The organism is Paraburkholderia sp. EB58 (assembly GCF_050436665.1).
Taxonomy (GTDB): domain Bacteria; phylum Pseudomonadota; class Gammaproteobacteria; order Burkholderiales; family Burkholderiaceae; genus Paraburkholderia.
In genome coordinates this window covers 1-24,072 of sequence record NZ_JBNDMQ010000018.1, presented here as the reverse complement: position 1 = coordinate 24,072, position 24,072 = coordinate 1, and the positions used below count along the sequence as shown (strand labels likewise).

General features: G+C 62.0%; 22 protein-coding genes and 1 other RNA gene. 17 read left to right on the top strand and 6 right to left on the bottom strand.

The window, feature by feature from the left end:
• Positions 1 to 7 precede the first annotated feature (7 nt).
• Together P3T40_RS24655 and P3T40_RS24650 are read right to left on the bottom strand one after the other, a co-directional pair.
• Positions 8 to 1,567 (bottom strand): formate dehydrogenase beta subunit, encoded by a 1,560-nt coding sequence (locus P3T40_RS24655; RefSeq protein ID WP_429270325.1) that lies wholly within the window; start codon positions 1,565 to 1,567, stop codon positions 8 to 10.
• Entirely contained in the window at positions 1,564 to 2,055 is a 492-nt protein-coding gene (locus tag P3T40_RS24650) for an NAD(P)H-dependent oxidoreductase subunit E (protein ID WP_429270324.1), read from the bottom strand. Before P3T40_RS24650 ends, P3T40_RS24655 begins: the two co-directional genes overlap by 4 nt.
• A gap of 134 nt (positions 2,056 to 2,189) precedes the next feature.
• Here P3T40_RS24650 and P3T40_RS24645 point away from each other — a divergent pair, with 134 nt between their 5' ends.
• Both P3T40_RS24645 and P3T40_RS24640 read left to right on the top strand, forming a co-directional pair.
• Positions 2,190 to 3,269 (top strand): substrate-binding domain-containing protein, encoded by a 1,080-nt coding sequence (locus P3T40_RS24645; protein ID WP_429270323.1) that lies wholly within the window; start codon positions 2,190 to 2,192, stop codon positions 3,267 to 3,269.
• 111 nt (positions 3,270 to 3,380) lie between these two features.
• Positions 3,381 to 3,647 carry a hypothetical protein gene (locus P3T40_RS24640; RefSeq protein WP_429270322.1) on the top strand — a complete coding sequence of 89 codons (267 nt, stop codon included), beginning with the start codon at positions 3,381 to 3,383 and terminating at the stop codon, positions 3,645 to 3,647.
• A gap of 86 nt (positions 3,648 to 3,733) precedes the next feature.
• On the opposite strand, the gene ssrA is transcribed toward P3T40_RS24640, so the two are convergent.
• The 4 genes from ssrA to ompA all read right to left on the bottom strand — a co-directional run bounded on the left by ssrA (position 3,734) and on the right by ompA (position 6,542).
• Positions 3,734 to 4,103: a transfer-messenger RNA gene (ssrA, locus tag P3T40_RS24635) on the bottom strand.
• Positions 4,104 to 4,230: 127 nt separating this feature from the next.
• Positions 4,231 to 4,944 (bottom strand): HAD family hydrolase, encoded by a 714-nt coding sequence (locus tag P3T40_RS24630; protein ID WP_429270321.1) that lies wholly within the window; start codon positions 4,942 to 4,944, stop codon positions 4,231 to 4,233.
• 25 nt (positions 4,945 to 4,969) lie between these two features.
• The gene (gene ubiG, locus P3T40_RS24625; protein ID WP_429270320.1) at positions 4,970 to 5,668 is read right to left on the bottom strand and encodes a bifunctional 2-polyprenyl-6-hydroxyphenol methylase/3-demethylubiquinol 3-O-methyltransferase UbiG; all 699 of its coding nucleotides are present in this window, start codon (positions 5,666 to 5,668) and stop codon (positions 4,970 to 4,972) included.
• Between the two features lie 223 nt (positions 5,669 to 5,891).
• Positions 5,892 to 6,542, bottom strand: coding sequence for an outer membrane protein OmpA (gene ompA / locus P3T40_RS24620; protein ID WP_429270319.1), 651 nt, complete (start codon positions 6,540 to 6,542; stop codon positions 5,892 to 5,894).
• Positions 6,543 to 7,026: 484 nt separating this feature from the next.
• On the opposite strand from ompA, the gene gyrA reads away from it, so the two are divergent.
• The 15 genes from gyrA to P3T40_RS24545 all read left to right on the top strand — a co-directional run.
• Positions 7,027 to 9,657, top strand: a complete 2,631-nt coding sequence (gyrA, locus tag P3T40_RS24615) for a DNA gyrase subunit A (RefSeq protein ID WP_429270318.1) — start codon at positions 7,027 to 7,029, stop codon at positions 9,655 to 9,657.
• 115 nt (positions 9,658 to 9,772) lie between these two features.
• Positions 9,773 to 10,387: a DUF2059 domain-containing protein gene (locus P3T40_RS24610; RefSeq protein WP_429270317.1), complete on the top strand. Its 615-nt coding sequence runs from the start codon at positions 9,773 to 9,775 to the stop codon at positions 10,385 to 10,387.
• 183 nt (positions 10,388 to 10,570) lie between these two features.
• Positions 10,571 to 11,653, top strand: coding sequence for a 3-phosphoserine/phosphohydroxythreonine transaminase (gene serC, locus P3T40_RS24605; RefSeq protein WP_429270316.1), 1,083 nt, complete (start codon positions 10,571 to 10,573; stop codon positions 11,651 to 11,653).
• A 53-nt stretch (positions 11,654 to 11,706) separates the two neighbouring features.
• Positions 11,707 to 12,789, top strand: a complete 1,083-nt coding sequence (pheA, locus tag P3T40_RS24600) for a prephenate dehydratase (protein ID WP_429270315.1) — start codon at positions 11,707 to 11,709, stop codon at positions 12,787 to 12,789.
• A gap of 72 nt (positions 12,790 to 12,861) precedes the next feature.
• Positions 12,862 to 13,974, top strand: coding sequence for a histidinol-phosphate transaminase (gene hisC, locus P3T40_RS24595; protein ID WP_429270314.1), 1,113 nt, complete (start codon positions 12,862 to 12,864; stop codon positions 13,972 to 13,974).
• Between the two features lie 83 nt (positions 13,975 to 14,057).
• Positions 14,058 to 14,999, top strand: a complete 942-nt coding sequence (locus P3T40_RS24590; RefSeq protein WP_429270313.1) for a prephenate dehydrogenase — start codon at positions 14,058 to 14,060, stop codon at positions 14,997 to 14,999.
• A 19-nt stretch (positions 15,000 to 15,018) separates the two neighbouring features.
• The gene (aroA, locus tag P3T40_RS24585; RefSeq protein ID WP_429270312.1) at positions 15,019 to 16,323 is read left to right on the top strand and encodes a 3-phosphoshikimate 1-carboxyvinyltransferase; all 1,305 of its coding nucleotides are present in this window, start codon (positions 15,019 to 15,021) and stop codon (positions 16,321 to 16,323) included.
• 36 nt (positions 16,324 to 16,359) lie between these two features.
• Positions 16,360 to 17,046 (top strand): (d)CMP kinase, encoded by a 687-nt coding sequence (gene cmk, locus P3T40_RS24580; RefSeq protein WP_429270311.1) that lies wholly within the window; start codon positions 16,360 to 16,362, stop codon positions 17,044 to 17,046.
• A gap of 185 nt (positions 17,047 to 17,231) precedes the next feature.
• On the top strand, positions 17,232 to 18,965 hold the full coding sequence (gene rpsA / locus P3T40_RS24575) for a 30S ribosomal protein S1 (protein ID WP_144156931.1): 1,734 nt from the start codon (positions 17,232 to 17,234) through the stop codon (positions 18,963 to 18,965).
• A gap of 32 nt (positions 18,966 to 18,997) precedes the next feature.
• The gene (locus tag P3T40_RS24570; RefSeq protein ID WP_074300394.1) at positions 18,998 to 19,324 is read left to right on the top strand and encodes an integration host factor subunit beta; all 327 of its coding nucleotides are present in this window, start codon (positions 18,998 to 19,000) and stop codon (positions 19,322 to 19,324) included.
• Between the two features lie 340 nt (positions 19,325 to 19,664).
• The gene (locus P3T40_RS24565) at positions 19,665 to 19,958 is read left to right on the top strand and encodes a LapA family protein (protein ID WP_429270310.1); all 294 of its coding nucleotides are present in this window, start codon (positions 19,665 to 19,667) and stop codon (positions 19,956 to 19,958) included.
• A gap of 61 nt (positions 19,959 to 20,019) precedes the next feature.
• Positions 20,020 to 21,195, top strand: a complete 1,176-nt coding sequence (lapB, locus tag P3T40_RS24560) for a lipopolysaccharide assembly protein LapB (protein WP_429270309.1) — start codon at positions 20,020 to 20,022, stop codon at positions 21,193 to 21,195.
• 146 nt (positions 21,196 to 21,341) lie between these two features.
• Positions 21,342 to 22,745 (top strand): UDP-glucose dehydrogenase family protein, encoded by a 1,404-nt coding sequence (locus tag P3T40_RS24555; RefSeq protein ID WP_429270308.1) that lies wholly within the window; start codon positions 21,342 to 21,344, stop codon positions 22,743 to 22,745.
• The gene (gene rfaE1, locus P3T40_RS24550; RefSeq protein WP_429270307.1) at positions 22,711 to 23,712 is read left to right on the top strand and encodes a D-glycero-beta-D-manno-heptose-7-phosphate kinase; all 1,002 of its coding nucleotides are present in this window, start codon (positions 22,711 to 22,713) and stop codon (positions 23,710 to 23,712) included. Before P3T40_RS24555 ends, rfaE1 begins: the two co-directional genes overlap by 35 nt.
• A 77-nt stretch (positions 23,713 to 23,789) precedes the next feature.
• A partial coding sequence (locus P3T40_RS24545) for an NAD-dependent epimerase/dehydratase family protein (RefSeq protein WP_429270306.1) occupies positions 23,790 to 24,072 on the top strand: 283 nt, incomplete at its 3' end.

Sequence of the window (24,072 nt, the reverse complement as noted above, 5' to 3'; positions counted from 1 at the left end):
TCCATCGTCAGGCCGCCGCCGCTTTGGGCTGGACGGTGTCGAGACCGAAGTCTTCGGGAAAGTGGTCGAGTGCGGACAGCACCGGGTAGGGCGTCATGCCGCCCATCGCGCAGAGCGAACCGGACACCATCGTGTCGCACAGGTCGCGCAGCAATTGCACTTGCCGCGTCGAAGTATCGCCATTGCGAATGCGTGCGATCACCTCCACGCCGCGCGTCGAACCGATCCGGCATGGCGTGCATTTGCCGCACGATTCGAGCGCGCAGAAATGCATGGCGTATTGTGCGAGTTCCGCGAGATTCGAGGTGTCGTCATGCACCACGATGCCGCCGTGGCCCACCACTGCGCCGACCGCCGCGTAGGCTTCGTAGTCCAAAGGAATGTCCCATTGGCTTTCCGGCAGATAGGTGCCGAGCGGGCCTCCCACCTGCACCGCGCGCGCGGGCCGGCCGCTGGCGGTGCCGCCGCCATAGTCGTACAGCAACTCGCGTAGCGTGACACCGAACGCGAGCTCGACTAGACCGCCTTGCTTCACGTTACCGGCGAGCTGAAACGGCAGGGTGCCACGTGAGCGGCCCATGCCGAAGTTTGTATAAAAGGCCGCGCCGCGTGCGAAGATGATCGGTACCGTGGCGAGTGTGATGACGTTGTTGATGACGGTTGGCTGTCCGAACAGACCCACCAGTGCCGGCACCGGCGGCTTGGCACGCACGATGCCACGCTTGCCTTCGAGCGATTCGAGCAGCGCGGTTTCTTCGCCGCAGACATAGGCGCCCGCGCCTTTGGCGACCTCAAGTTCGAACCTGTGAGCCGAGCTCAGCACGCTGCCGCCGAGCCAGCCGGCGTCACGGGCGCGTTTGATAGCGGCTTCGAGCGTCGCGATCGAATGCGGGTACTCGCTGCGCACGTAGATGTAGCCGAGCGTCGCGCCGGTCACGATGCCCGCGATGATCATCCCTTCGATCAGCACGTAGGGATCGCTCTCCATGATCAGACGGTCGGAGAAAGTGCCCGAATCGCCTTCATCCGCGTTGCAGACGATGTACTTCTGGGCAGCCTTGGCGGCGCGCACCGTGCGCCATTTGATACCGGCGGGGAACGCTGCACCGCCGCGGCCGCGCAGGCCTGATTCGATCAGGGCTTCGCAGGCGGCGTCGCCATCGGTGGCGAGCGCCCGCTTCAACCCTTCGAGACCGCCATGGGAGACGTAATCCTCGATAGACAGGGGATCGGTGATGCCGATGCGGGCGAAGGTTAGACGCTGCTGTCTTTGCAGATAAGGAATCTCGTCGACGACGCCCACATGATTCGGATGAGCGCCGCCCTCAGTGAAGCCCGCATCGAACAACGAGGCGACATCTGCTGCGTCGACATTCGCATAGCCGATCCGCCCGCGCGGAGTGACGACTTCGACAAGCGGCTCGAGCCATAGCAACCCGCGCGAACCGTTGCGGATCAGTTCAATGGCGATGCCGCGTTGCGCCGCTTCACGGGCAATCGCATCGGCCAGCGCGTCAGCGCCGAGTGCCAGCGCCGCGGAATCGCGAGGAACATAAACGCGCGTCATGCCGTTTCCTCCACTCGCTTTGTCGCAGCCGCGAGCAGCGCGTCGAACTTCTGGGGCGTGACTTTCGCGTGCAGCGTGCCGTTGATCATCAGCGCGGGCGACAGCGCGCACTGGCCGAGGCAATACACCGATTCGAGCCCGACGGCCGCGCCATGTGCGTCTTGATGCTCGCCGTCGAAGCGGCAACCGGTGCGCGCTTCAATGTGCTGCGCCAGCGCCTCGGTGCCCATGCTGCGGCAGGCTTCGGCGCGGCAGAGTTGTACGGTGACCGGCGCCGCGGGATGGGTACGGAAATGGTGGTAATAGGTGAGCACACCGTGGACTTCCGCGCGTGACAGGTTCATCGCCCGGGCGAGCGGTGCCACGGTCTCCGGCGGTACAAAGCCTAGTTCGTCCTGGATGGCGTGCAGCACGGCAAGCAAAGACCGGCCTGGCTGCGCATGACGCTGCACCAGTTGCTCAGGTGCGAGCGCGTTCGAATCGTCCAAAGTGGGGGCTCCTCCGAAGTCTAATATGCACTTGTGTTTCATAAAGTATGCACATATGCTTCGTACGTTTGGTATGTGTAGAGCAACGATAGGCGGGTGACGCCCCTTTCGCAATAGGATGCAACTCAGCATATATGATCAGGATCGAATGCCATGCGCAGTTGGTTGTCCGCGACGCGGACGGCCGCGAAGCCAGCCTGACGGACGTCGTGCAGCTTTTGGCGCTCGTTGACGAAGCGGGCAGCATTGCCCAGGCGGCGACGCTTAAGGGTTTGTCCTACCGTCACGCATGGGGTTTGCTGCGCAGCATCGAGGAGCGGCTGGGTGGTCCATTGATTGCCAAAGAGCGCGGGCGCGGTTCGGTGCTGTCTGACTTGGGCCAGGCCGTGTTGCGCGCGCAGCGTCTGTGCAGCGAGCGGCTCGATGGCAACATGCGGGCGCTGGCGAGCGAGGTGGCGAGCGACCTGAACCGATGGCTCGCGCCGCCCGCCGATGACGTACGGATTCACGCTTCGCACGGCTATGCGGTGGCTGCGCTGGTCACCTCGCTGGTGGCTGATGAAGTGCCCGTCGACATCAAGTATCGCGATAGCGCGGATGCCGTCACCGCGCTGGCGCGAGGCGAGTGCGATCTGGCCGGCTTTCACCTGCCGCGCGGTGAATTTCGCGCTGCTTGTGCAAATACCTACCGGCGCTGGCTCGATCCCGAGCGCCATGTGCTGCTCCACCTCACGCAGCGTAAGCAGGGCCTGTTTCTATCGAAGGGCAATCCGAAGCGGATCGGCGGACTGCGCGATCTCTCGCGCGACGACATCCGCTTCGTGAACCGGCAGCCGGGGTCCGGCACGCGGATGCTGCTCGATCTCGCGTTGCGTCGCGTGGGCGTCGATCCGGATCGGGTCAACGGCTATGCGTCGACGGAACTGACGCATTCGGCGATTGCTGCGTTTGTCGCCAGCGGCATGGCCGATGTGGGATTCGGCGTGGAGCCGGCCGCCCATCATTTCGGCCTCGATTTTGTGCCGATCGTCGATGAGGACTATTACTTCGCTTGCGACCGGGCGGCGCTCGAACGCACGCCGCTTGCCACCGTCATCGACATGCTGCGCAGCGAAGTATTCAAGAGCGGCGTGGCCCGGCTGGAGGGCTACAATCCACAGGATTGCGGAGTGCTGCTGGAACTCGACGATGGACTCGGTCCGGCCCTCGGGTAAGCGCCTGTAACAACACAGGCGGGGCCTGCCGCCCCGGTCTGGCGCGGTATGCGATACTCTGTAGCCTTCTGATTTAGCCTCAACTGCGCGGCACACCCGCGCCGGATCGACATGAACGTTCTACTCAAAGCCTGTGCCGTGGCTGTTACGGCAGGCGCGTTGTTCGCCACAGTCTCCATTGCTTTCGCGCAGAATTCGCCGGGCGTGCCTGGCGGCATCCTGGATGACGAATTCCATCTGCAGGAGCACCCGCAACTGCCGTTCGCCGCATCCGCGCCGTCGAACAAGTACCAGTCCGACAAGAAGTCCGCGATGCGCAAAAAGGGCGACAACGGTGACCCGGACGGTTGCAATCTGCAGTGCCCGCAGGATCAGTAAACGAAAGCAACACGCAACAAAAAACCCCCGAAAGCCTGACGCTGTCGGGGTTCTTAGCAAAACATTGCTGCTACTTGCAGGGTGTTTGGTGGAGGCGGCGGGAATCGAACCCGCGTCCAGAAGCACTCTACGACCAGTTCTACATACTTAGTTCTGTCATTTGATTTAACCGCCACGACGCGGACGAACACGCTGCATGACGGCGATTCACTAGATTTTCGACCCGGACGTCGTGACACCGCCAAGGCTTAACTGACGTATATGACCTCTGTCGGTATTGCTACCGGTCTTGCGACTCTAGCCCGTCAGTGAACTAGGCAGAGGACGGCGGCCCTTAGGCTGCCAGTGCGAACGTATCGTCGTTTGCAGTTACGTTTTTCCCATTGATTAACGAGGTGACGGGTCCTCGGTATGCCCTAGCCGCTTCGCAACCCCTGTCGAAACCAGGTCGCCCCCGCGGTTTGTTGCCCCTAAATGCTGGGCCAAAGTAGATTTTACAATAGATCGACAGCCCTGTCTTGGCTGTATTTGGATAGGACACCGCACGGTGCTCCGCAACCTGATCCGCGAGGTAGCAGCCCGGTCAACTGATCTCTCGCAGCAGTTTCTGCAGTTCAGCCGGAGATTGGACGACATGTTGCGCATGCCAGCGGGTCGGCGGAATGTCATTGCCACAGTAGCCGTAGGCCGCTGCGACCGTCACCATGCCTGCTGCGAAGCCCGCCTGCACGTCGCGCAAGTCGTCACCCACGTAGACGATCCGCTCCGGCGGGAGGTCCAGCATGCGGGCCGCGTGCAACAGCGGCGCCGGATGGGGCTTCGAGTGCGGAGTCGTATCGCCGCTGACCACGCAGCCGGCCCGCAGATCGAGACCCAGCAGGGCCACCAGCGGATCGGTCAGGCGGGCCACCTTGTTGGTCACGATGCCCCAGCGCACACCACGCGCGTCCAGTTCATCGAGCACAGCGTCGATGCCCTGGAAGAGCGTGGTTTCGATGCACAGGTCGGCTTCGTAATTGGCGAGAAACTCCTCGCGCATCCCCGCGAACTCGGGATGCTCGGGCCCAATGCCGAAAGCGCCCCCGATCAGCCCGCGCGCGCCGGCCGACGCCAGCGGCCGCAGGTTTTCGAGCGGCACCATCTCGAGGCCGCGCTCGTGACGCATCTTGTTGACGGCTGCGGCCAGATCGGGCGCCGTGTCGGCGAGGGTGCCGTCGAGGTCGAACAGGACCGCCTGGCAAAGGCCTATCGAGGCGTCTTCGTCTTCGCGTTGCGGCAGAGGGGTAGGGTCGCTCATGGATGCGTATTGGAGTCGATGCGCGTCAGACGTCGCGGCGGCAGGCGAGCATGTAGTTGATGCTCGTGTCGTCCGACAGGGCGAAGTGCTTGCTGAGCGGGTGATACACGATGCCCTTGATGTCCGCGGTGCGCAATTCGGCGGCGCGGACGAAACCCGCTAGTTCCGACGGGCGGATAAAGCGCGTGTAGTCGTGGGTGCCCTTGGGCAGCATCCGCGCAATATATTCCGCGCCGATCACAGCGAACAGATACGACTTCACGTTCCGGTTGAGCGTTGAGAAGAACACCCAGCCGCCAGGCTTCACCAGCGTCTTGCAGGCCGCGACAATGGCCGCCGGCTCGGGTACGTGTTCCAGCATTTCCATGCAGGTTACGACGTCGTAGGTGCCGGGTTCGCGGGCGGCGAGTGCCTCCGCGGCGATTTCTTCGTAATCGACGGTTACACCACTTTCAAGGCTGTGAAGATCTGCCACCCCGAGCGCCTGGCTGGAGAGGTCGATTCCCTTCACGTGTGCGCCTAATCCGGCCATCGATTCCGTCAGAATGCCGCCGCCGCAGCCAATATCGAGTACTCGCTTGCCGGCGAGGTGCGCCTGAGCGTCGATCCAGTTGAGCCGGACCGGATTCAGTTCATGCAGCGGTTTGAATTCGGCGTTCGGGTCCCACCAGCGATGGGCGAGATCGCTGAATTTTTGCAGTTCGTGGGGATCGGCATTGGTCATGGCGGATGCGGCCTTGATGAGAGCGGGTGAACGGGTGTCGAGGATAAACCCCGAGTATATAGGCCGACAGACAGGGCAGCAAAATGCCGCCGGCACATCGGCTGCCCGAACCTGCCACCAGAGGCCGAATGTGAGGCGTGCGGCCCTGATCGACGCAAGGAAGCGTTCGGACATAAAAAAAGCCCCGCCGAAGCGGGGCTTTGATACTGCGGTAATCTGGAGCTTACTGCTTCGAAGTACCAACAACTTCGACTTCCACGCGACGATCCGGTGCGAGGCAGGCGATGAGAGCCTTGCGGTTCTTCTGGTTGCAGCCGGTGGTAACCGGGTTGCGCTTGCCCTTGCCTTCCGTGTAGATGCGGTTGGCTTCGATGCCCTTGCTGACCAGGTATGCCTTGACAGCTTGAGCACGACGCAGCGACAGGCGGTCGTTGTACTTGTCCGAACCGATACGGTCCGTATAGCCCGTTGCAACCACAACTTCCAGGTTCAGGCCGCCGATCTTCGATGCGAGATCATCCAGCTTTTCCTTGCCGCCCGGCTTCAGGATAGCCTTGTCGAAGTCGAACAGAGCGTCAGCTTGATACGTAATCTTTTGGCTTTGGATAACCGGAGCCGGAGCCGGCGGCGGTGCCGGCGGGGTAGGTGCCTGAGCAACCAGGGCGCCATCGCACTTTGCGTTAGCGGTTGCCGGCGTCCAGAATGCATCGCGCCAGCAGAGTTCGTTCGTGCCGTTCATCCACACGTACTCGCCCGTGCCGTTCACCCAGTTGTCGTTCGTAGCTTGTCGCGACGCCGGCACCGACTGTGCCATTGCGGATGCAGCCATAACTGCGGTAGCTGCAATGAACGCGAGCTTTGAAAGTTTATTCATATTTCTCCTCTCGAAATTGAGATTACCGCAGGTTTACTGCGAGCTTGTTGACGATGACAAGTCATACATTGCTCGAAGTATAACATTGGTGCGGAACAAAAAACGTGGTGTGTAGACTTCGAGCAGTGTCTAACTCTTTGTGCGTTGGCATTTTGCCATATCGTTCCCTTCCCACGTAAAAAAATCTGCCCCCTTTCCATAGGCTTGTCCGATTGTGGTGCGTCCGCAACAGAAGCCTTGTGGGAGAGCAGTGTGCCCCGCCAGTCATGGCCGCGAGCCGAATAAGGGCCAGCATAAATCGGGCCTGCTCTTGCTCGCCGCACACGCGTCTCAGGAGCCGTTCGGGCGCCTCCCACTAATAGGTATACGTACCCCCGCCGGGCGTGGATGCCCGGCATGTTAGAATCGCGTGATGCGTTGCGCCTGCAGCGCTTACGCGGAGGCGGGGTCCCGCCATCGTCTTCGCACGTAAAAGATACGGATAATGGATCAATTCGCCAAAGAGACTCTGCCAATCTCCCTAGAGGAGGAAATGCGCCGTTCGTATCTCGATTACGCGATGAGCGTGATCGTGGGGCGTGCGCTTCCCGATGTTCGCGATGGCCTGAAGCCGGTGCACCGGCGCGTGCTGTACGCGATGCACGAGCTGAACAACGACTGGAACCGAGCTTACAAGAAGTCGGCGCGTATTGTCGGCGACGTGATCGGTAAATATCATCCGCACGGCGACACGGCTGTCTATGACACGATTGTCCGGATGGCACAGGACTTCTCCCTGCGCTATATGCTGGTGGACGGTCAGGGCAATTTCGGTTCGGTCGACGGCGACAACGCCGCGGCGATGCGGTACACCGAAATCCGCATGTCCAAGATCGGCCATGAACTGCTCGCCGACATCGACAAGGAAACGGTCGACTTCACGCCGAACTACGACGGCAGCGAAAACGAGCCGGCCATCCTCCCGGCGCGCATCCCCAATCTGCTGATCAATGGCTCGTCCGGGATCGCGGTGGGGATGGCAACGAACATCCCGCCGCACAACCTGAACGAAATCGTCGACGCCTGTCAGCATCTGCTGAAGAACCCGGAAGCGACGATCGACGAGCTAATCGAAATCGTTCCGGCGCCCGACTTCCCGACGGCCGGCATCATCTACGGCGTGGCCGGCGTGCGCGACGGCTATCACACCGGCCGTGGCCGCGTGGTGATGCGCGCGCTGACGCACTTCGAGGAAATCGACCGCGGCCAGCGCATGGCGATCATCGTCGACGAATTGCCGTACCAGGTGAACAAGCGCTCGCTCCTCGAGCGCATCGCCGAACTCGTCAACGAAAAGAAGCTCGAAGGTATTTCGGACATCCGCGACGAGTCCGACAAGAGCGGCATGCGGGTGGTGATCGAGCTGAAGCGCGGTGAAGTGCCCGAGGTCATCCTCAACAATCTGTACAAGGCGACCCAGCTTCAGGACACGTTCGGCATGAACATGGTCGCGCTGGTCGACGGCCAGCCGAAGCTGCTGAACCTGAAGGAGATGTTGTCCTGCTTCCTGTCGCACCGGCGGGAAGTGCTGACGCGGCGCACTGTATACGAACTGCGCAAGGCGCGCGAACGTGGTCACGTGCTGGAAGGTCTGGCCGTGGCGCTCGCCAACATCGACGAGTTCATCGCCATCATCAAGGCCGCGCCTACGCCGCCTATCGCGAAGCAGGAGTTGATGAACCGTCCGTGGGATTCGTCGCTGGTGCGCGAAATGTTGTCGCGCGCCGAGACGGAAAATGCCTCGGCCGGTGGTCGCGAAGCGTATCGCCCGGAAGGCCTGAACCCCGCGTTCGGCATGCAGTCCGACGGCCTTTACCGCCTGTCCGACACCCAGGCTCAGGAAATCTTGCAGATGCGTCTGCAACGCCTGACGGGTCTGGAGCAGGACAAGATCATCGGCGAGTACCGCGAAGTGATGGCGCAAATCGCTGACCTGCTCGACATCCTGGCACGCCCGGAACGCATTACGGCGATCATCGTCGACGAACTCACCTCGATCAAGGCCGAATTCGGCGACGCCCGCCGCTCGAAGATCGAGCTGAACGCGACCGAGCTGAATACCGAAGACCTGATCACGCCGCAAGACATGGTGGTGACCATGTCGCATGCCGGTTATGTGAAATCGCAGCCGTTGTCCGAATATCGCGCCCAGAAGCGCGGAGGTCGTGGCAAACAGGCGACTTCCATGAAGGAAGACGACTGGATCGACACGCTCTTCATCGCCAATACGCACGATCACATCCTGTGCTTCTCGAACCGCGGCCGCGTCTATTGGGTCAAGGTCTATGAAGTGCCGCAGGGCTCGCGCAACTCGCGTGGCCGCCCGATCGTCAATATGTTCCCGCTGCAGGACGGCGAAAAGATCACGGTGGTCCTGCCGGTCAAGGAATTTTCGGCCGACAAATACGTCTTCATGGCCACCGCGTTAGGAACGGTAAAAAAGACGCCGCTAGAAGCCTTTAGTCGGCCGCTGCGCAAGGGTATTATTGCGGTCGGTCTGGATGACGGTGATTACCTGATCGGCGCGGCTATCACCGATGGCCAGCACGACGTGATGTTGTTCTCGGATTCGGGCAAGGCAGTGCGCTTCGACGAGAACGACGTGCGTCCGATGGGCCGGGAAGCCCGCGGCGTCCGTGGCATGCAGCTTGACGATGGGCAGCAGGTGATTGCGCTGCTGGTCGCCGGCGACGAGCAGCAGTCAGTGCTCACTGCGACAGAGAACGGCTTTGGCAAACGCACGCCGATCACTGAGTACACCCGTCACGGGCGTGGTACGAAGGGAATGATCGCGATCCAGACATCGGAGCGTAACGGCAAGGTAGTTGCCGCGACGCTGGTGGATTCCGAAGCCCAGATCATGCTGATTACAAATACGGGCGTGCTGATTCGCACGCGCGTGTCGGAAATCCGTGAAATGGGCCGTGCAACCCAAGGTGTTACACTCATCAGCCTTGATGAAGGGACTAAGCTTTCCGGTCTACAGCAGGTTGCTGAGGCTGAAGCCGATGTGGAAGGTGACGCCGAAGGTTCCGCTGACGGTGACGAAAGCGGTGAGGAAGGCGGAGCAGCCTGATTCGCGCCGGCAATCATGTACAGGTGAACGCTGCGGGGACGCAGACAGGCGCATCGGGCCGATGCGCACAGTCCACGCGGCAAGCAGTTCGACTAATTTCTCTTAGGGAGTAATGATGCAAAAAGGATTCAAACAGTTGATGTTGCTGGCTGCTTTCGTACCGGCATTCGCAATGGCGCAGGCGCTTCAGACGCAAACGCCGAATCCGGCGGACAACAGCACGGCTGCTCCGGCGCCGGTTGATCCGGCCAAGCAAGCTGCCATCAAGGATCTGCTGGACGCGATCGACGCGCAAAAGCTCGTCGGCGCAATCGGTAACAGCGCACAAATGCAAGCCAAGCAACTGGTTCCGGCCATCCTGTCGGACGCGCTGAGCGAAAACAAGACGATGACGGACAAGCAGAAGCAAGCTTCCGTGCCGACGCTGCAGAAGAACGCTGTGCCGAAGCTGGTTGACTCGGCAGGCCAGGTCTTCGCAACGGATAGCTTCCGTCAGGACGCAATGCAAGCTCAGTACGACGCGTACGCGAAGTACTACTCGACGTCGGAAATCAAGGATCTGACGGCGTTCTACAAGAGCCCGACGGGCCGCAAGTTCATCCAGGTTCAAGACCAGGTTGGCCGCGACGTCGTGAACGGTTTGATGCAAAAGTACATGCCGCAATCGATCAAGGCAACGCGCGCTCAAGCTGACCAGGAAGTCGCTTCGGTCAAGCCGCCCAAGCAATAAGGTCGGGTTTTGCTGATGCCACGCTAGCCTGCCGGCCACAGGCGCCTCGCGGCGCCCGGGTTTGGCGGGGTAACGGCGTCAATGCGATAATGGCCGTTTGCGCACACGCGCAGACGGCCATTTTCTTTTCGGGCGCGAATTCGCAAGGGTAATTCGCTGCGCGCCCGCTTCAGGGATTTCACGATGCGCGTCTTTAATTTCTCGGCCGGACCTGCGGCCATGCCAGAAGAAGTGCTGCGCCTCGCAGCCGCCGAGATGCTCGACTGGCACGGCAGCGGCATGAGCGTGATGGAAATGAGCCATCGCGGCAAAGAATTCATGGCGATTCATGAGGAAGCGCTGACGGACCTGCGCGATCTGCTCGATGTGCCTGCAAGCCATCGCATCCTGTTTTTGCAGGGCGGCGGGCTGGGCGAAAACGCCATCGTGCCAATGAACCTGTTCGGCTCGAAGCCGCGCGCCGATTTCGTGGTGACGGGTTCGTGGTCGCAGAAGTCGTTCAAGGAAGCGCAAAAGTACGGCGCCGTGCATCTGGCCGCGAGCGGTGAGACCGCCGACGGCTTTACGCGTGCGCCGGCGCGCGCCGAATGGCAATTGTCTGACGATCCCGCCTACGTGCATCTGTGCACGAACGAGACGATCCACGGCGTCGAAACGTTCGAAATTCCCGACCTCGGCAACATTCCGCTGGTAGCCGACGCGTCGTCGCATATCCTGTCGCGTCCCATGGACATCGCCAAATATGGCGTACTGTTCGGTGGGGCCCAGAAGAACATCGGCATGGCGGGCGTCACTGTGGTGATCGTGCGCGAGGACATGCTTGACCGGGCAATGACTATTTGCCCGTCGGCGTTCGAGTGGAAAACCGTCGCCGCGAACAATTCGATGTACAACACGCCGCCCACGTACGCGATCTATATCGCCGGGCTCGTGTTCAAGTGGCTGAAGAAGCAGGGCGGACTTGCCGCCATGGAAGCGCGCAACCTCGAGAAGTCGAAACTCCTGTACGACGCAATCGATGCCAGCAGCTTCTACCTGAACAAGATTGAACGCGCTTCGCGCTCGCGAATGAACGTACCGTTCTACCTCGCCGACGAAGCGCGCAACGAAGATTTCCTGGCCGGCGCGAAAGCGCGCGGGCTGGTGCAGCTGAAGGGCCACAAGTCCGTCGGCGGCATGCGGGCGTCGATTTACAACGCGGTGCCGCTCGAAGGCGTTAAAGCGCTCGTCGAGTACATGAAGGAATTCGAACAGCGCAGCGCCTGAGCCTCAGGCGCGGGCATCCCTTCCCGCAGTTTCCCGGCAGAGCCGTTTCACGCATGGACGACGAACTTAATACACGACTTAAACCGCTGCGCGATCGCATTGACGAGCTCGATGCACAACTCATCGCGCTGCTGAACCAGCGGGCCGCGGTTGCGCTCGAGGTCGGCGAAGTCAAGAAGCATTTCAACGCACCGGTGTTCCGGCCGGAGCGCGAGCAGCAGGTGATTGCGCGCCTGCAGGAGATGAGCGACGGGCCACTGGCCAGCGAGCACATCAGTGCGATCTGGCGCGAAATCATGGCGGCGAGCCGCGCGCTCGAAAAGACCATCAAGGCTGCGTACCTGGGCCCGGTGGGCACGTATAGCGAACAGGCGATGCACGAGTACTTCGGTCAGTCGATCGAGGGGCTGCCGTGTCCGTCGATCGATGAGGTGTTCCGTTCGGTCGAAGCCGGCGCTGCCGAGTTTGGCGTCGTGCCGGTCGAGAACTCGAATGAAGGCGCGGTGTCGCGCACGCTGGACCTGCTGCTGCAAACGCAGTTGCTGATCGGCGGCGAGCTCGCTTTGCCGATTCACCACAATCTGCTGACGCTCAACGGCGATCTGACCGGCGTGACGCGCGTGTGCGCGCATCCGCAGGCACTCGCGCAATGCCAGGGCTGGCTTGCGTCGAACGCGCCGCATCTGGAGCGGCAGGCGGTGGCGAGCAATGCCGAAGGCGCGCGGCTCGCCGCCGGCGACCCGAGCGTGGCGGCAATCGCCGGCGATCGCGCGGCGACCCACTACGGCCTGCAGGTCGCGCACGCGCTGATCCAGGACGATCCGCACAACCGCACGCGTTTCGTGATGATCGGCAAGGAGCCGACGGGCACGAGCGGAAACGATCTGACGTCGCTGATCGTCTCGGTAGCGAATGAGCCGGGCGCGATGGTCAAGCTGCTGGAGCCGCTGGCTCGCCATGGGGTGTCGATGACGCGCTTCGAGTCGCGTCCGGCCCGTGTCGGTACGTGGGAGTACTACTTCTACATCGACGTCGAAGGACATCGGGATGACGCGCCTGTCGCGGCGGCGCTGGCCGAACTCGGCCAGAAGGCCGAATTCCTGAAGATCCTCGGCTCGTACCCGCGGGCGCGCTGATCCGCCGCCCTGGTGCCCTTCGTCGAACCGCGAACCTTATTCATTATTCAATCAGTCGATCCGGAGATACTCATGACAACGCCATTCGGCCCTTCCTATGTGCGCGCGATTGCGCCTTATATCGCCGGTAAGCCGATTTCGGAAGTGGCCCGCGAGTTTGGCCTCGACGAGGCCAGCATTGTGAAACTCGCGTCGAACGAAAATCCGCTGGGTATGCCGGAGTCGGCGCAGCGCGCCTTGGTGCAGGCCGCGAGCGAGCTGGGCCGTTATCCGGACGCCAACGCGTTCGAACTGAAGTCGGCATTGAGCGCGCGCTATGACGTCCCGGCTGACTGGATCACGCTCGGCAACGGCAGCAACGACATTCTCGAAATCGCGGCGCACGCGTTTGTCGAGAAGGGTCAGTCGATCGTCTACTCCGAGTATTCGTTTGCGGTGTATGCCCTGGCAACCCAAGGGCTGGGCGCGCGCGCCATTGTCGTGCCGGCGGTCAAGCACGGCCACGACCTCGACGCGATGCTCGCGGCCATCACCGACGACACCCGTCTCGTATTCGTCGCCAATCCGAACAACCCGACTGGCACCTTCATCGAAGGCCCGGCGCTTGAGGCGTTTCTCGACAAGGTGCCGCGCAACGTCGTGGTGGTGCTGGACGAGGCGTACACGGAATATCTGGCGCCGGAAAAGCGCTACGACTCCATTGCATGGGTGCGCCGCTACCCGAACCTGCTCGTGTCGCGCACGTTCTCGAAGGCGTTCGGCCTGGCTGGCCTGCGCGTCGGGTTTGCGATTGCACAACCGGAACTGACTGACCTGCTGAACCGCCTGCGTCAGCCGTTCAACGTGAATACGCTGGCCCAGGCCGCGGCGATCGCAGCCCTGAACGACAAGGTTTTCCTCGAAAAGACCGCAGCGCTCAATGCGCAGGGCTATCGCCTTTTGACGGAAGCGTTCGACCGGCTCGGCCTCGAATATGTGCCGTCGTACGGCAACTTCGTCCTGGTGCGCGTCGGCAACGACGATGGCGCCGGCAACCGCGTCAACCTCGCGTTGCTCAAGCAGGGCGTGATCGTGCGTCCGGTGGGCAACTACGGTTTGCCGCAATGGCTGCGCATTACGATCGGCCTGCCCGAAGAAAACGAAGCATTTATCGCCGCGCTCGAAAAGACGCTCGCGCCCGCCTGAATGGCGCCACGCGAGCGCTTGAACCGAGCGTGAGATTTTGACACCCGCGCGCCGGCGTTTCACGCCATGGCGCGCCTTTCTCTGTGACCGACGTGGCCGGGTTTTCTTTTAACAAGCTGGTGATTTTTGGTGTCGGCCTGATCGGCGGTTCGCTGGCGCGCGGACTGCGCGAGCGCGGCGACGTGGCAGGCGCGCGCACCGTAATCGGCGTAGGGCGCACGCCTGCGTCGATCGCGCGGGCGCTGGAGCTGGGTGTCGTCGACGCCGCAGTGACGTTGAGCGACGATGACGCCCTGCGCGCGGCGCTCGCCGGCGCGGACTATGTGTTGCTGGCAGCGCCCGTCGCGCAGACCCAGCCGCTGCTCGAGCGGATCGCGCCGTTTCTCGAAGCCTCCACTATCGTTACCGACGCGGGCAGCACCAAGTCCGACGTCGTCGCCGCGGCGCGCGCTGCGCTGGGCGAACGGGTCGGGCAATTCGTGCCGGGGCATCCGATTGCCGGACGCGAATCGAGCGGGGCGGATGCCGCGTTGCCCGATCTTTACGAAGGCCGCAACGTCGTGCTGTGCGCGTTGCCCGAGAATCCGCCTGAAGCGGTGGCGCGCGTTGCCGCGATGTGGCGCGCCACCGGCGCGATGGTGCACGAGATGACGCCGGAGCAGCACGACCGTGTCCTGGCGTCGGTGAGCCACTTGCCGCACCTGCTGTCGTTTGCACTGGTCGAGCAGATTCTCAACTCGCCCGACGCGGCGCTGAAATTCTCCTTCGCCGCGGGTGGTTTCCGCGATTTCACGCGGATCGCTGCGTCGAGTCCGGAAATGTGGCGCGACATCTGCGTCGCCAACCGTGCTGCGCTGCTCGATGAGCTGGACGCTTATACGGCGGTGCTCGCGCGCTTGCGCGCGGCCGTCGAGGCAGCGGACGGCGCCGCGCTCGAAGCCGTGTTTGCGCGCTCGCGCGTGGCGCGCACGGAATGGCAGGAGCAGCGCGCTCCGATCGTCGCTGCTGATGACCCCGCGAAATAACCGGAAACTGGACTCAATCATGGAACATCTCGATCTCGGACCGTTTTCCCGTGCGTCCGGCACGGTTCGCCTGCCTGGCTCGAAGAGCATTTCGAACCGCGTTCTGCTGCTCGCGGCGCTGGCCGAGGGCGAAACCACGATCACCAATTTGCTGGACTCCGACGACACGCGCGTGATGCTCGAAGCGCTGGAAAAGCTCGGCGTCAAGCTGAAGCGCGAGGGCGACGAGTGTGTCGTGTCCGGCACACGCGGCGCGTTCACGGCAAGAACCGCGGATCTGTTCCTCGGCAACGCCGGCACGGCCGTGCGACCGCTGACGGCAGCGCTCGCGGTCAACGGTGGCGACTACCGTGTGCATGGCGTGCCGCGCATGCATGAGCGGCCAATCGGCGACCTGGTCGACGGTCTGCGGCAAATCGGTGCGCGCATCGACTACGAGGAAAACGAAGGCTTTCCGCCGCTGCGGATTCGTCCGGCAAAGATCGCCGTCGAAGCGCCGATCCGCGTGCGCGGCGACGTGTCCAGCCAGTTCCTGACCGCACTGCTGATGACGCTGCCACTGTTGCGCACGGACAGCGGCGTGACGGTCGTTCAGGTGGATGGCGAGCTGATTTCGAAGCCTTATATCGAGATCACGATCAAGCTGATGGAGCGCTTCGGCATCAAGGTCGAACGCCACGGCTGGCACCAGTTCACCGTGCCGGCCGGCCAGCGTTATCAGTCGCCGGGCAAGATCATGGTGGAAGGCGATGCGTCGTCCGCCTCGTATTTCCTCGCCGCGGGTGCGCTCGGCGGCGGTCCGCTGCGCGTCGAAGGGGTCGGACGCGCCAGCATCCAGGGCGATGTCGGCTTTGCCGACGCGCTGATCCGGATGGGCGCGAACGTGTCGATGGGCGACGACTGGATCGAAGTGCGCGGCGTCGGCCACGATCACGGCAAGCTGGAACCGATCGACATGGACTGCAACCTGATCCCGGATGCCGCAATGACGATCGCAGTCGCCGCGCTGTTCGCCGACGGCACCACTACGCTGCGCAACATCGCTAGCTGGCGCGTCAAGGAAACCGACCGGCTGGCGGCCATGGCTACCGAACTGCGTAAGGTTGGCGCCAAGGTGGTGGAGGGCGAGGACTACATTGCGGTCACGCCGCCCGAGAAACTGACGCCGAACGCCGCGATCGACACCTATGATGACCACCGGATGGCGATGTGCTTCTCCCTGGTGAGTCTCGGCGGCGTGCCGGTGCGGATCAACGATCCGAAGTGCGTCGGTAAAACTTTCCCGGACTATTTCGAGCGCTTCACGGCGCTGGCTCAACCCTGATTTCGACCTGAACCGACCTGACGTGCGACTTTTTCGATGAAACCGACCCGTCCCTTTCACCAGACGCCCGTCATTACGATCGACGGCCCGAGCGCCTCCGGCAAAGGCACCGTGGCCGCGCTGGTCGCCGCCAATCTCGGCTTTCACCTGCTGGATAGCGGCGCGCTGTACCGGCTCGCCGCGCTGGCGAGCATCCGTTACAACGTTGCGGGGGACGATGCCGAGGCCCTCGCGAAGCTGATCGACGACCTCCATATCACGTTCCGCGAGGGGCTTGCCCAACTCGACGGCGTGGACGTATCAGGCGAAATCCGCGCCGAGGAAGTCGGCCAGCGGGCTTCGGCAATTGCCGTCCACGCGCCCGTGCGAGCCGCGCTGGTGGCCCGTCAGCGGGCTTTTCGCAAGGAGCCGGGGCTGGTCGCGGACGGCCGCGACATGGGTACGGTGATCTTCCAGGACGCGGCGCTCAAGGTGTTTCTGACGGCCAGCGCTGAGGCCCGCGCCGCCCGGCGACATAAGCAATTGATACAAAAAGGATTTTCTGCTAATATAGATGACTTGCTCCGGGATTTGCGTGAACGCGATGAGCGCGACAGTCAGCGCACAGCCGCACCACTCAAGCCTGCAGCGGATGCGAAGTTGCTCGATACTTCCGCATTGTCGGTCGACCAGGCGGTCGATCAGGTAGTGCAGTGGTACCAGGCGCTTCTTCCGATCGCATAAAAGTGCGCTCGGGCATCAACAGTAATTGAGTAGCAAGCAGTAAAGAGCACAATGAAGAGCAGTCCGTTGTCGTGTAGGTGCTCCGCGTAGACGCGTGGAGCGTGTTTTAACCCCTTAACCCCGCTTGGCATTCGCACACTAGCCGTTATTGCTGACCATCCGGCCAGCCGGGCACCGCGAGAACCATGCAAATTTTGATTTTTATGTCCGACCTGCAAACCTCTACCCCGAATACCGAATCTTTTGCGGCTCTGTTCGAAGAGTCGCTGACCAAGCAAGACATGCGCGCTGGCGAAGTGATCTCCGCCGAAGTCGTGCGTGTTGACCACAACTTCGTGGTTGTCAACGCTGGTCTCAAGTCCGAAGCCTACATCCCGCTCGAAGAGTTCCTGAACGACGCGGGCGAGGTAGAAGTGCAGGCGGGCGACTTCGTTTCCGTCGCGATCGACGCGCTGGAAAACGGCTATGGCGACACCATCCTGTCGCGCGACAAGGCGAAGCGCCTCGCTTCGTGGCTGTCGCTGGAAAAGGCCCTCGACAACAACGAACTCGTGACCGGCACGATCACGGGCAAGGTCAAGGGCGGCATGACCGTCATGGTCAACGGCATCCGCGCATTCCTGCCGGGTTCGCTGGTTGACACGCGTCCGGTCAAGGACACGACCCCGTACGAAGGCAAGACGCTGGAATTCCGCGTCATCAAGCTCGACCGCAAGCGTAACAACGTCGTGCTGTCGCGCCGTGCTGTGATCGAAGCAACCCAAGGCGAAGAGCGCGCAAAGCTGCTCGAAACGCTGAAGGAAGGCGCGATCGTGGAAGGCGTGGTCAAGAACATCACCGACTACGGCGCATTCGTGGACCTGGGCGGTATCGACGGCCTGCTGCACATCACCGACATCGCATGGCGTCGTGTGCGTCATCCGAGCGAAGTGCTGTCGGTTGGCCAGGAAGTCACCGCGAAGATCCTCAAGTTCGATCAAGAGAAGAACCGCGTTTCGCTGGGCATCAAGCAACTGGGCGACGATCCGTGGGAAGGCATTTCCCGCCGTTACCCGTCGGGCACGCGCCTGTTCGGTAAGGTCACCAACATCACCGACTACGGCGCATTCGTCGAAGTCGAATCGGGCATCGAAGGCCTGGTTCACGTGTCGGAAATGGACTGGACGAACAAGAACGTTGCACCGTCGAAGGTTGTTCAGCTGGGCGACGAAGTCGAAGTCATGGTTCTCGAAATCGACGAAGACCGCCGCCGTATCAGCCTCGGCATGAAGCAATGCAAGCCGAACCCGTGGGACGACTTCAGCCGCAACTTCAAGAAGGGCGACAAGCTGCAAGGCGCAATCAAGTCGATCACCGACTTCGGCGTCTTCATCGGTCTGCCTGGCGGCATCGACGGTCTGGTTCACCTGTCGGACCTGTCGTGGAGCGAAACGGGCGAAGAAGCAGTTCGCAAGTACAAGAAGGGCGACGAAGTGGAAGCGATCGTTCTCGGCATCGACGTCGAGAAGGAACGTATTTCGCTGGGTATCAAGCAGCTCGAAGGCGATCCGTTCAGCAACTTCGTTGCAATGAACGACAAGGGTTCGATCGTCGACGGCGTGGTCAAGACGGTGGATGCGAAGGGTGCTGTAGTTCAGCTGTCGGCAGAAGTCGAAGGCTACCTGCGCGCTTCGGAAATCGCACAAGACCGCGTGGAAGATGCTCGCAACGTGCTGAAGGAAGGCGACAAGGTCAACGCGATGATCATCAACATCGATCGCAAGTCGCGTGGCATCAACCTGTCGGTCAAGGCTAAGGACTCGGCTGAGCAACAGGAAGCGATTCGCGGCCTGGCTTCGTCGGATTCCAGCTCGGCTGCCACCGGCACGACGAACCTTGGCGCGCTGCTGAAGGCCAAGCTCGACGGCCAGAACCAGTAAGCCTTGAGTTTTCTTGAGAGGTCTGCTGCAGTATGACCAAATCGGAATTGGTCGCCCAGCTGGCTACGCGATTTCCGCAGCTTGTACTTAAAGATGCGGATTTCGCGGTGAAGACGATGCTTGATGCGATGTCGGAGGCACTTGCCAACGGCCATCGTATCGAAATTCGTGGCTTCGGCAGCTTCGGCCTCAATCGTCGTCCCTCCCGCGTCGGACGCAATCCGAAGTCGGGCGAGAAGGTGTTGGTACCTGAGAAGTACGTACCGCACTTCAAGCCTGGCAAGGAACTGCGCGAGCGGGTAGACCGACGTTCGGGCGAACCGCTGAAGGCCGAAGAGCCGGATGACGACGACCTGTAAATGCTCCGCTGCGCGGTTGGCAGCGTGGCATTGGTAGCGTCAGCGGCCAAAGCCAGACGGCAAAAGACCAGAAAAAGCGCCTTCGGGCGCTTTTTTTTCGCCTGCGCTTGATGCAGCCCGCCACCTGCCTTCGCGTGGCAGTCAAAGCGGCGCAACCCCGCTTTGGCGGTAGGCAACCCGGGTGGTAAACCACGCGTAAGCGCAAGCACACGGCTTGTTCCTGCCCACTCGCTGGGCCTTCCATTACAATACGGGTCACTTCGGCGCGGGCGACACGGTGGCGCGACGTGCGTCATCAAGCCGGCGTCATACCCGCAACTGCCGTCAAGAGACCTTATTCATGAAATTTATCGTCTGGCTGATCCGCGTTCTGGTGTTCGTGCTGCTGCTGGTGCTCGCACTCTCCAACACGCAAACCGCTACGCTGAATTTCCTCGCCGGCTATGCGTGGTCCGCCCCGCTGATTCTCATTGGTCTGGCGTTCTTTGTGGTTGGTTTGCTGGCCGGGCTGGTGTCGGCGGTGCCGGCGGTGTTCCGGCTGCGGCTCGAAAACGGCCGCCTGAAGCGTGAGTTGCGCGTGGCGCGCGAGACCCCGGTGGTGGTCGAGCAACCGCCGCTGCCGCCGCTGATCTAGGTTTTCCCATGCCGTGTGCCCGAGGCGCGCGGCTTTCGTCTCTGTACTCCCAATCATTCGCATGGATCTAGACTTCTGGTGGCTGCTCGTCATACCCGTCGCTTTCGCGTTCGGCTGGATGGCCGCGCGTTACGACCTCAAGACGCTGCTGTCCGAGAGCTCCAACCTGCCGCGTTCGTATTTCCGCGGCCTCAATTTTCTGCTCAACGAGCAGCCGGATCAGGCCATCGATGCGTTCATCGAGGTCGTCAAGCTCGACCCGGAAACCATCGAACTGCACTTCGCGCTCGGCAATCTGTTCCGCCGTCGCGGCGAGACGGATCGCGCAATTCGCGTGCATCAGAATCTGCTAAGCCGTGCCGACTTACCGGTCAAGGAGCGCGATCACGCAGCCTACGAGCTGGGCCAGGACTTCCTGAAGGCGGGCCTGCTCGATCGCGCCGAAGAGACCTTCCGGTCGCTCGAGGCCGGCGAGCATGCGTTGGGCGCGCAGCGTGCGCTGCTCACCATTTACGAAATCGAAAAGGATTGGATCAAGTCCATCGATACGGCACGTCATCTCGAAACGATGGGCGCTGAATCGCTGGACAAGGAAATCGCCCAGTTTCACTGTGAATTGGCGCAGGAAGCACTCCAGCAGAAGAACCCCGATGAGGCCCGCCACCAATTGGATCTGGCGTTGAAGGCCAACTCGCAAAGCGTGCGCGCGACCATCCTGTTCGGCGATGTGGACATGGCAGGCGGCGCGCCCGAGGCGGCGATCGCGCATTGGCTAAAAGTCGAGGAGCAGAATTCCTCGTATTTGCCGCTCGTGGCCGAAAAGCTGGTGAAGGCCTATGAGGCGCTCGGGCGCGCGGAGGAAGGCGCGGATTTGTTGACGAGCTGGGTTGACCGCTATCCTTCGAACGACCTGTTGGATGTCGCCTATCAGCACGTTGCGGCCTTGCGTGGACAGGATGCGGCGCACGCGCTCGCGCGCTCGCAGATGCAGAAGTCGCCCAATCTGGCCGGTATGACGCGGCTGCTCGAAGCGCAGCAGGCGAGCGCTGAAGAGCCGCGGCGCAGTGAACTGGAATTGATGCGTACGCTGATCAAGCAGCGCACCAAAAATCTGCCACGGTATACGTGCCAGAATTGCGGTTTCCGGGCACGTCTTTTCTACTGGCAGTGTCCGGGTTGCAGTGGGTGGGAAACCTATGCACCCCGCCGCGTCGAGCCGATCATGGCGTCAAGCTGAGCGGAGTGCCATGACCCGCGCGCAGCGGCCCGGCACGACGGCCTGCGGGTGCATGCAGGCTCGTGCGGCATGCGCTGTTCGTGTATGGCAGTCAGCGCCGGATTCAATACCGGAAACCATCACCGGAACCCATTAGCGGAACGCGTATGAAAATCACCATCATCGGCACGGGCTACGTCGGCCTTGTCACTGGCGCGTGCCTTGCCGAAATCGGCCACGACGTCTTCTGTCTGGATGTCGATCCGCGCAAGATTGAGATCCTGAACAATGGCGGCGTCCCGATTCACGAGCCTGGTTTGCAGGAAATCATCGCCCGCACCCGGGCGGCGCGGCGCATCACGTTTTCGACGGATGTCGAGGCGAGCGTGGCGCACGGAGACGTGCAGTTCATCGCGGTCGGCACGCCGCCCGATGAAGACGGCTCGGCTGACCTCCAGTACGTTCTCGAAGCGGCGCGCAACATCGGCCGCACGATGAACGGCTTCAAGGTGATCGTCGACAAGTCGACGGTCCCGGTCGGCACCGCGCAGCGGGTGCGCGCGGTCGTGGAAGAGGAGCTTGCGAAACGCGGCCTTCGCGACAGCGAGCAACATCGTTTCTCGGTCGTCTCAAACCCCGAGTTCCTGAAAGAAGGCGCGGCGGTCGACGACTTCATGCGCCCCGACCGTATCGTGCTCGGCCATGACGAGGACGAATACGGCCAACGCGCGCGCGAGCTGATGAAGCGCCTGTACGCGCCGTTCAACCGCAATCACGAACGCACGCTCTACATGGATGTGCGCTCGGCAGAATTCACCAAGTATGCGGCGAACGCGATGCTCGCCACGCGCATCTCGTTCATGAACGAGATGGCGAATCTGGCGGATCGCGTCGGCGCGGATATCGAAGCGGTGCGCCGCGGGATCGGCTCGGACCCGCGCATCGGTTATCACTTCCTGTATGCCGGCTGCGGCTACGGCGGGTCGTGCTTCCCGAAAGATGTGCAGGCGCTGGTGCGTACCGCCAGCGAAAGCGGCCACAACCTGCGCATTCTGGAAGCGGTCGAAGCGGTGAACCACGAGCAGAAGGAAGTCCTCGTGCGCAAGATTACCGGCACGCTCGGCGAGGATCTGAGCGGCCGCACCTTCGCCGTGTGGGGTCTGGCGTTCAAGCCGAACACCGACGATATGCGTGAAGCACCGAGCCGGCGCATCATCGCCGAGCTTCTGGCGCGCGGCGCCAACGTGCGCGCGTACGATCCGGTCGCCATCACCGAAGCGCGCCGCGTTTTCGCGCTCGACCTGCACGATGTACCCGAACACATGTCGCGCCTGCACTTTACGAGCACCCAGAACGAGACCCTCACCGGCGCCGACGCGCTGGTAGTCGTCACCGAATGGAAGGAGTTCAAGAGTCCGGACTTCGTGCATCTGAAATCGGTGCTGAAGACGCCCCTGATTTTCGACGGCCGTAACCTCTACGAACCGGAAGCGATGACCGAACTGGGCATCGATTACCACTCGATTGGACGTCCCTATGCCCAACCCTTCGAACTCCCAGCCGATGCCTGAAACCATCAACGAAACCGCCGCGTCTGCTCTCGGGGCCGCCGCCGTTCCGCGCGAGCGGCTCGCCAAGGCCCGCGTGCTGGTGGTCGGCGACGTGATGCTCGACCGCTACTGGTTCGGCGACGTCAATCGTATTTCGCCGGAAGCCCCTGTGCCGGTAGTGCACGTGCAGAAGCAGGAAGACCGTCTTGGCGGCGCGGCGAATGTGGCGCGCAATGCGGTCGCCCTCGGCGCGCAGTCGGGCCTGCTCTGCGTGGTCGGACATGACGAACCCGGCGAGCGCATCATCCAGTTGCTCGACGATAGCGGCGTGGTGCCGCATCTGGAGCGTGACCCGGACTTGCTGACCACCATCAAGCTACGTGTGCTGTCGCGTCAGCAACAGTTGCTGCGGGTCGATTTCGAGAACACGCCGGCGCACGAAGTGCTGCTCGCCAGTCTCGCGCGTTTTGACGAGTTGCTGCCCACTTACGACGTAATCCTGATGTCCGATTACGCCAAAGGTGGCCTGACGCACGTCACGAAAATGATTGCGAAAGCGCATGCGGCAGGCAAGCCGGTGCTGGTGGATCCGAAGGGTGACGATTGGGAACGCTACCGTGGCGCGACCCTGATCACGCCGAATCGCGCCGAGTTGCGCGAGGTGGTCGGGCAATGGAAGTCGGAAGACGATCTGGTTGCGCGGGTGACGAAGTTGCGCACCGAACTCGAATTCAAGGCGCTGCTGCTGACGCGTTCGGAAGAGGGCATGACGCTGTTCTCGGATGACGGTATCCTGCACGCATCAGCGGTTGCACGCGAAGTGTATGATGTGTCGGGTGCGGGCGACACCGTGATCGCCACGCTCGCCGTGATGCTCGGCGCGGGCCTGTCGCTTGTCGATGCTGTCGCATTGGCGAATCGCGCGGCCGGCATCGTGGTCGGCAAGCTCGGCACCGCCACCGTCGACTACGACGAACTCTTTCTCTAATGCCGCACGCCGCCTCGCGCGCGCTTGCGGCGCGGGCGGCGGGCGTCAGTCGAACCCAATTTCGGGACAGGACGACCATGACACTCATCGTCACCGGCGCGGCCGGCTTTATCGGCAGCAATCTCGTGAAAGCGCTCAACGAGCGCGGTGAACAACGCATCATCGCCGTCGACAATCTCACGCGTGCCGACAAGTTCAAGAACCTCGTCGATTGCGAGATTGACGACTATCTCGACAAGACTGAATTTGTTGAACGCTTTGCGCACGGCGATTTCGGTAAGGTGCGCGCGGTGTTCCACGAAGGCGCCTGTTCGGACACGATGGAAACCGACGGCCGCTACATGATGGACAACAATTTCC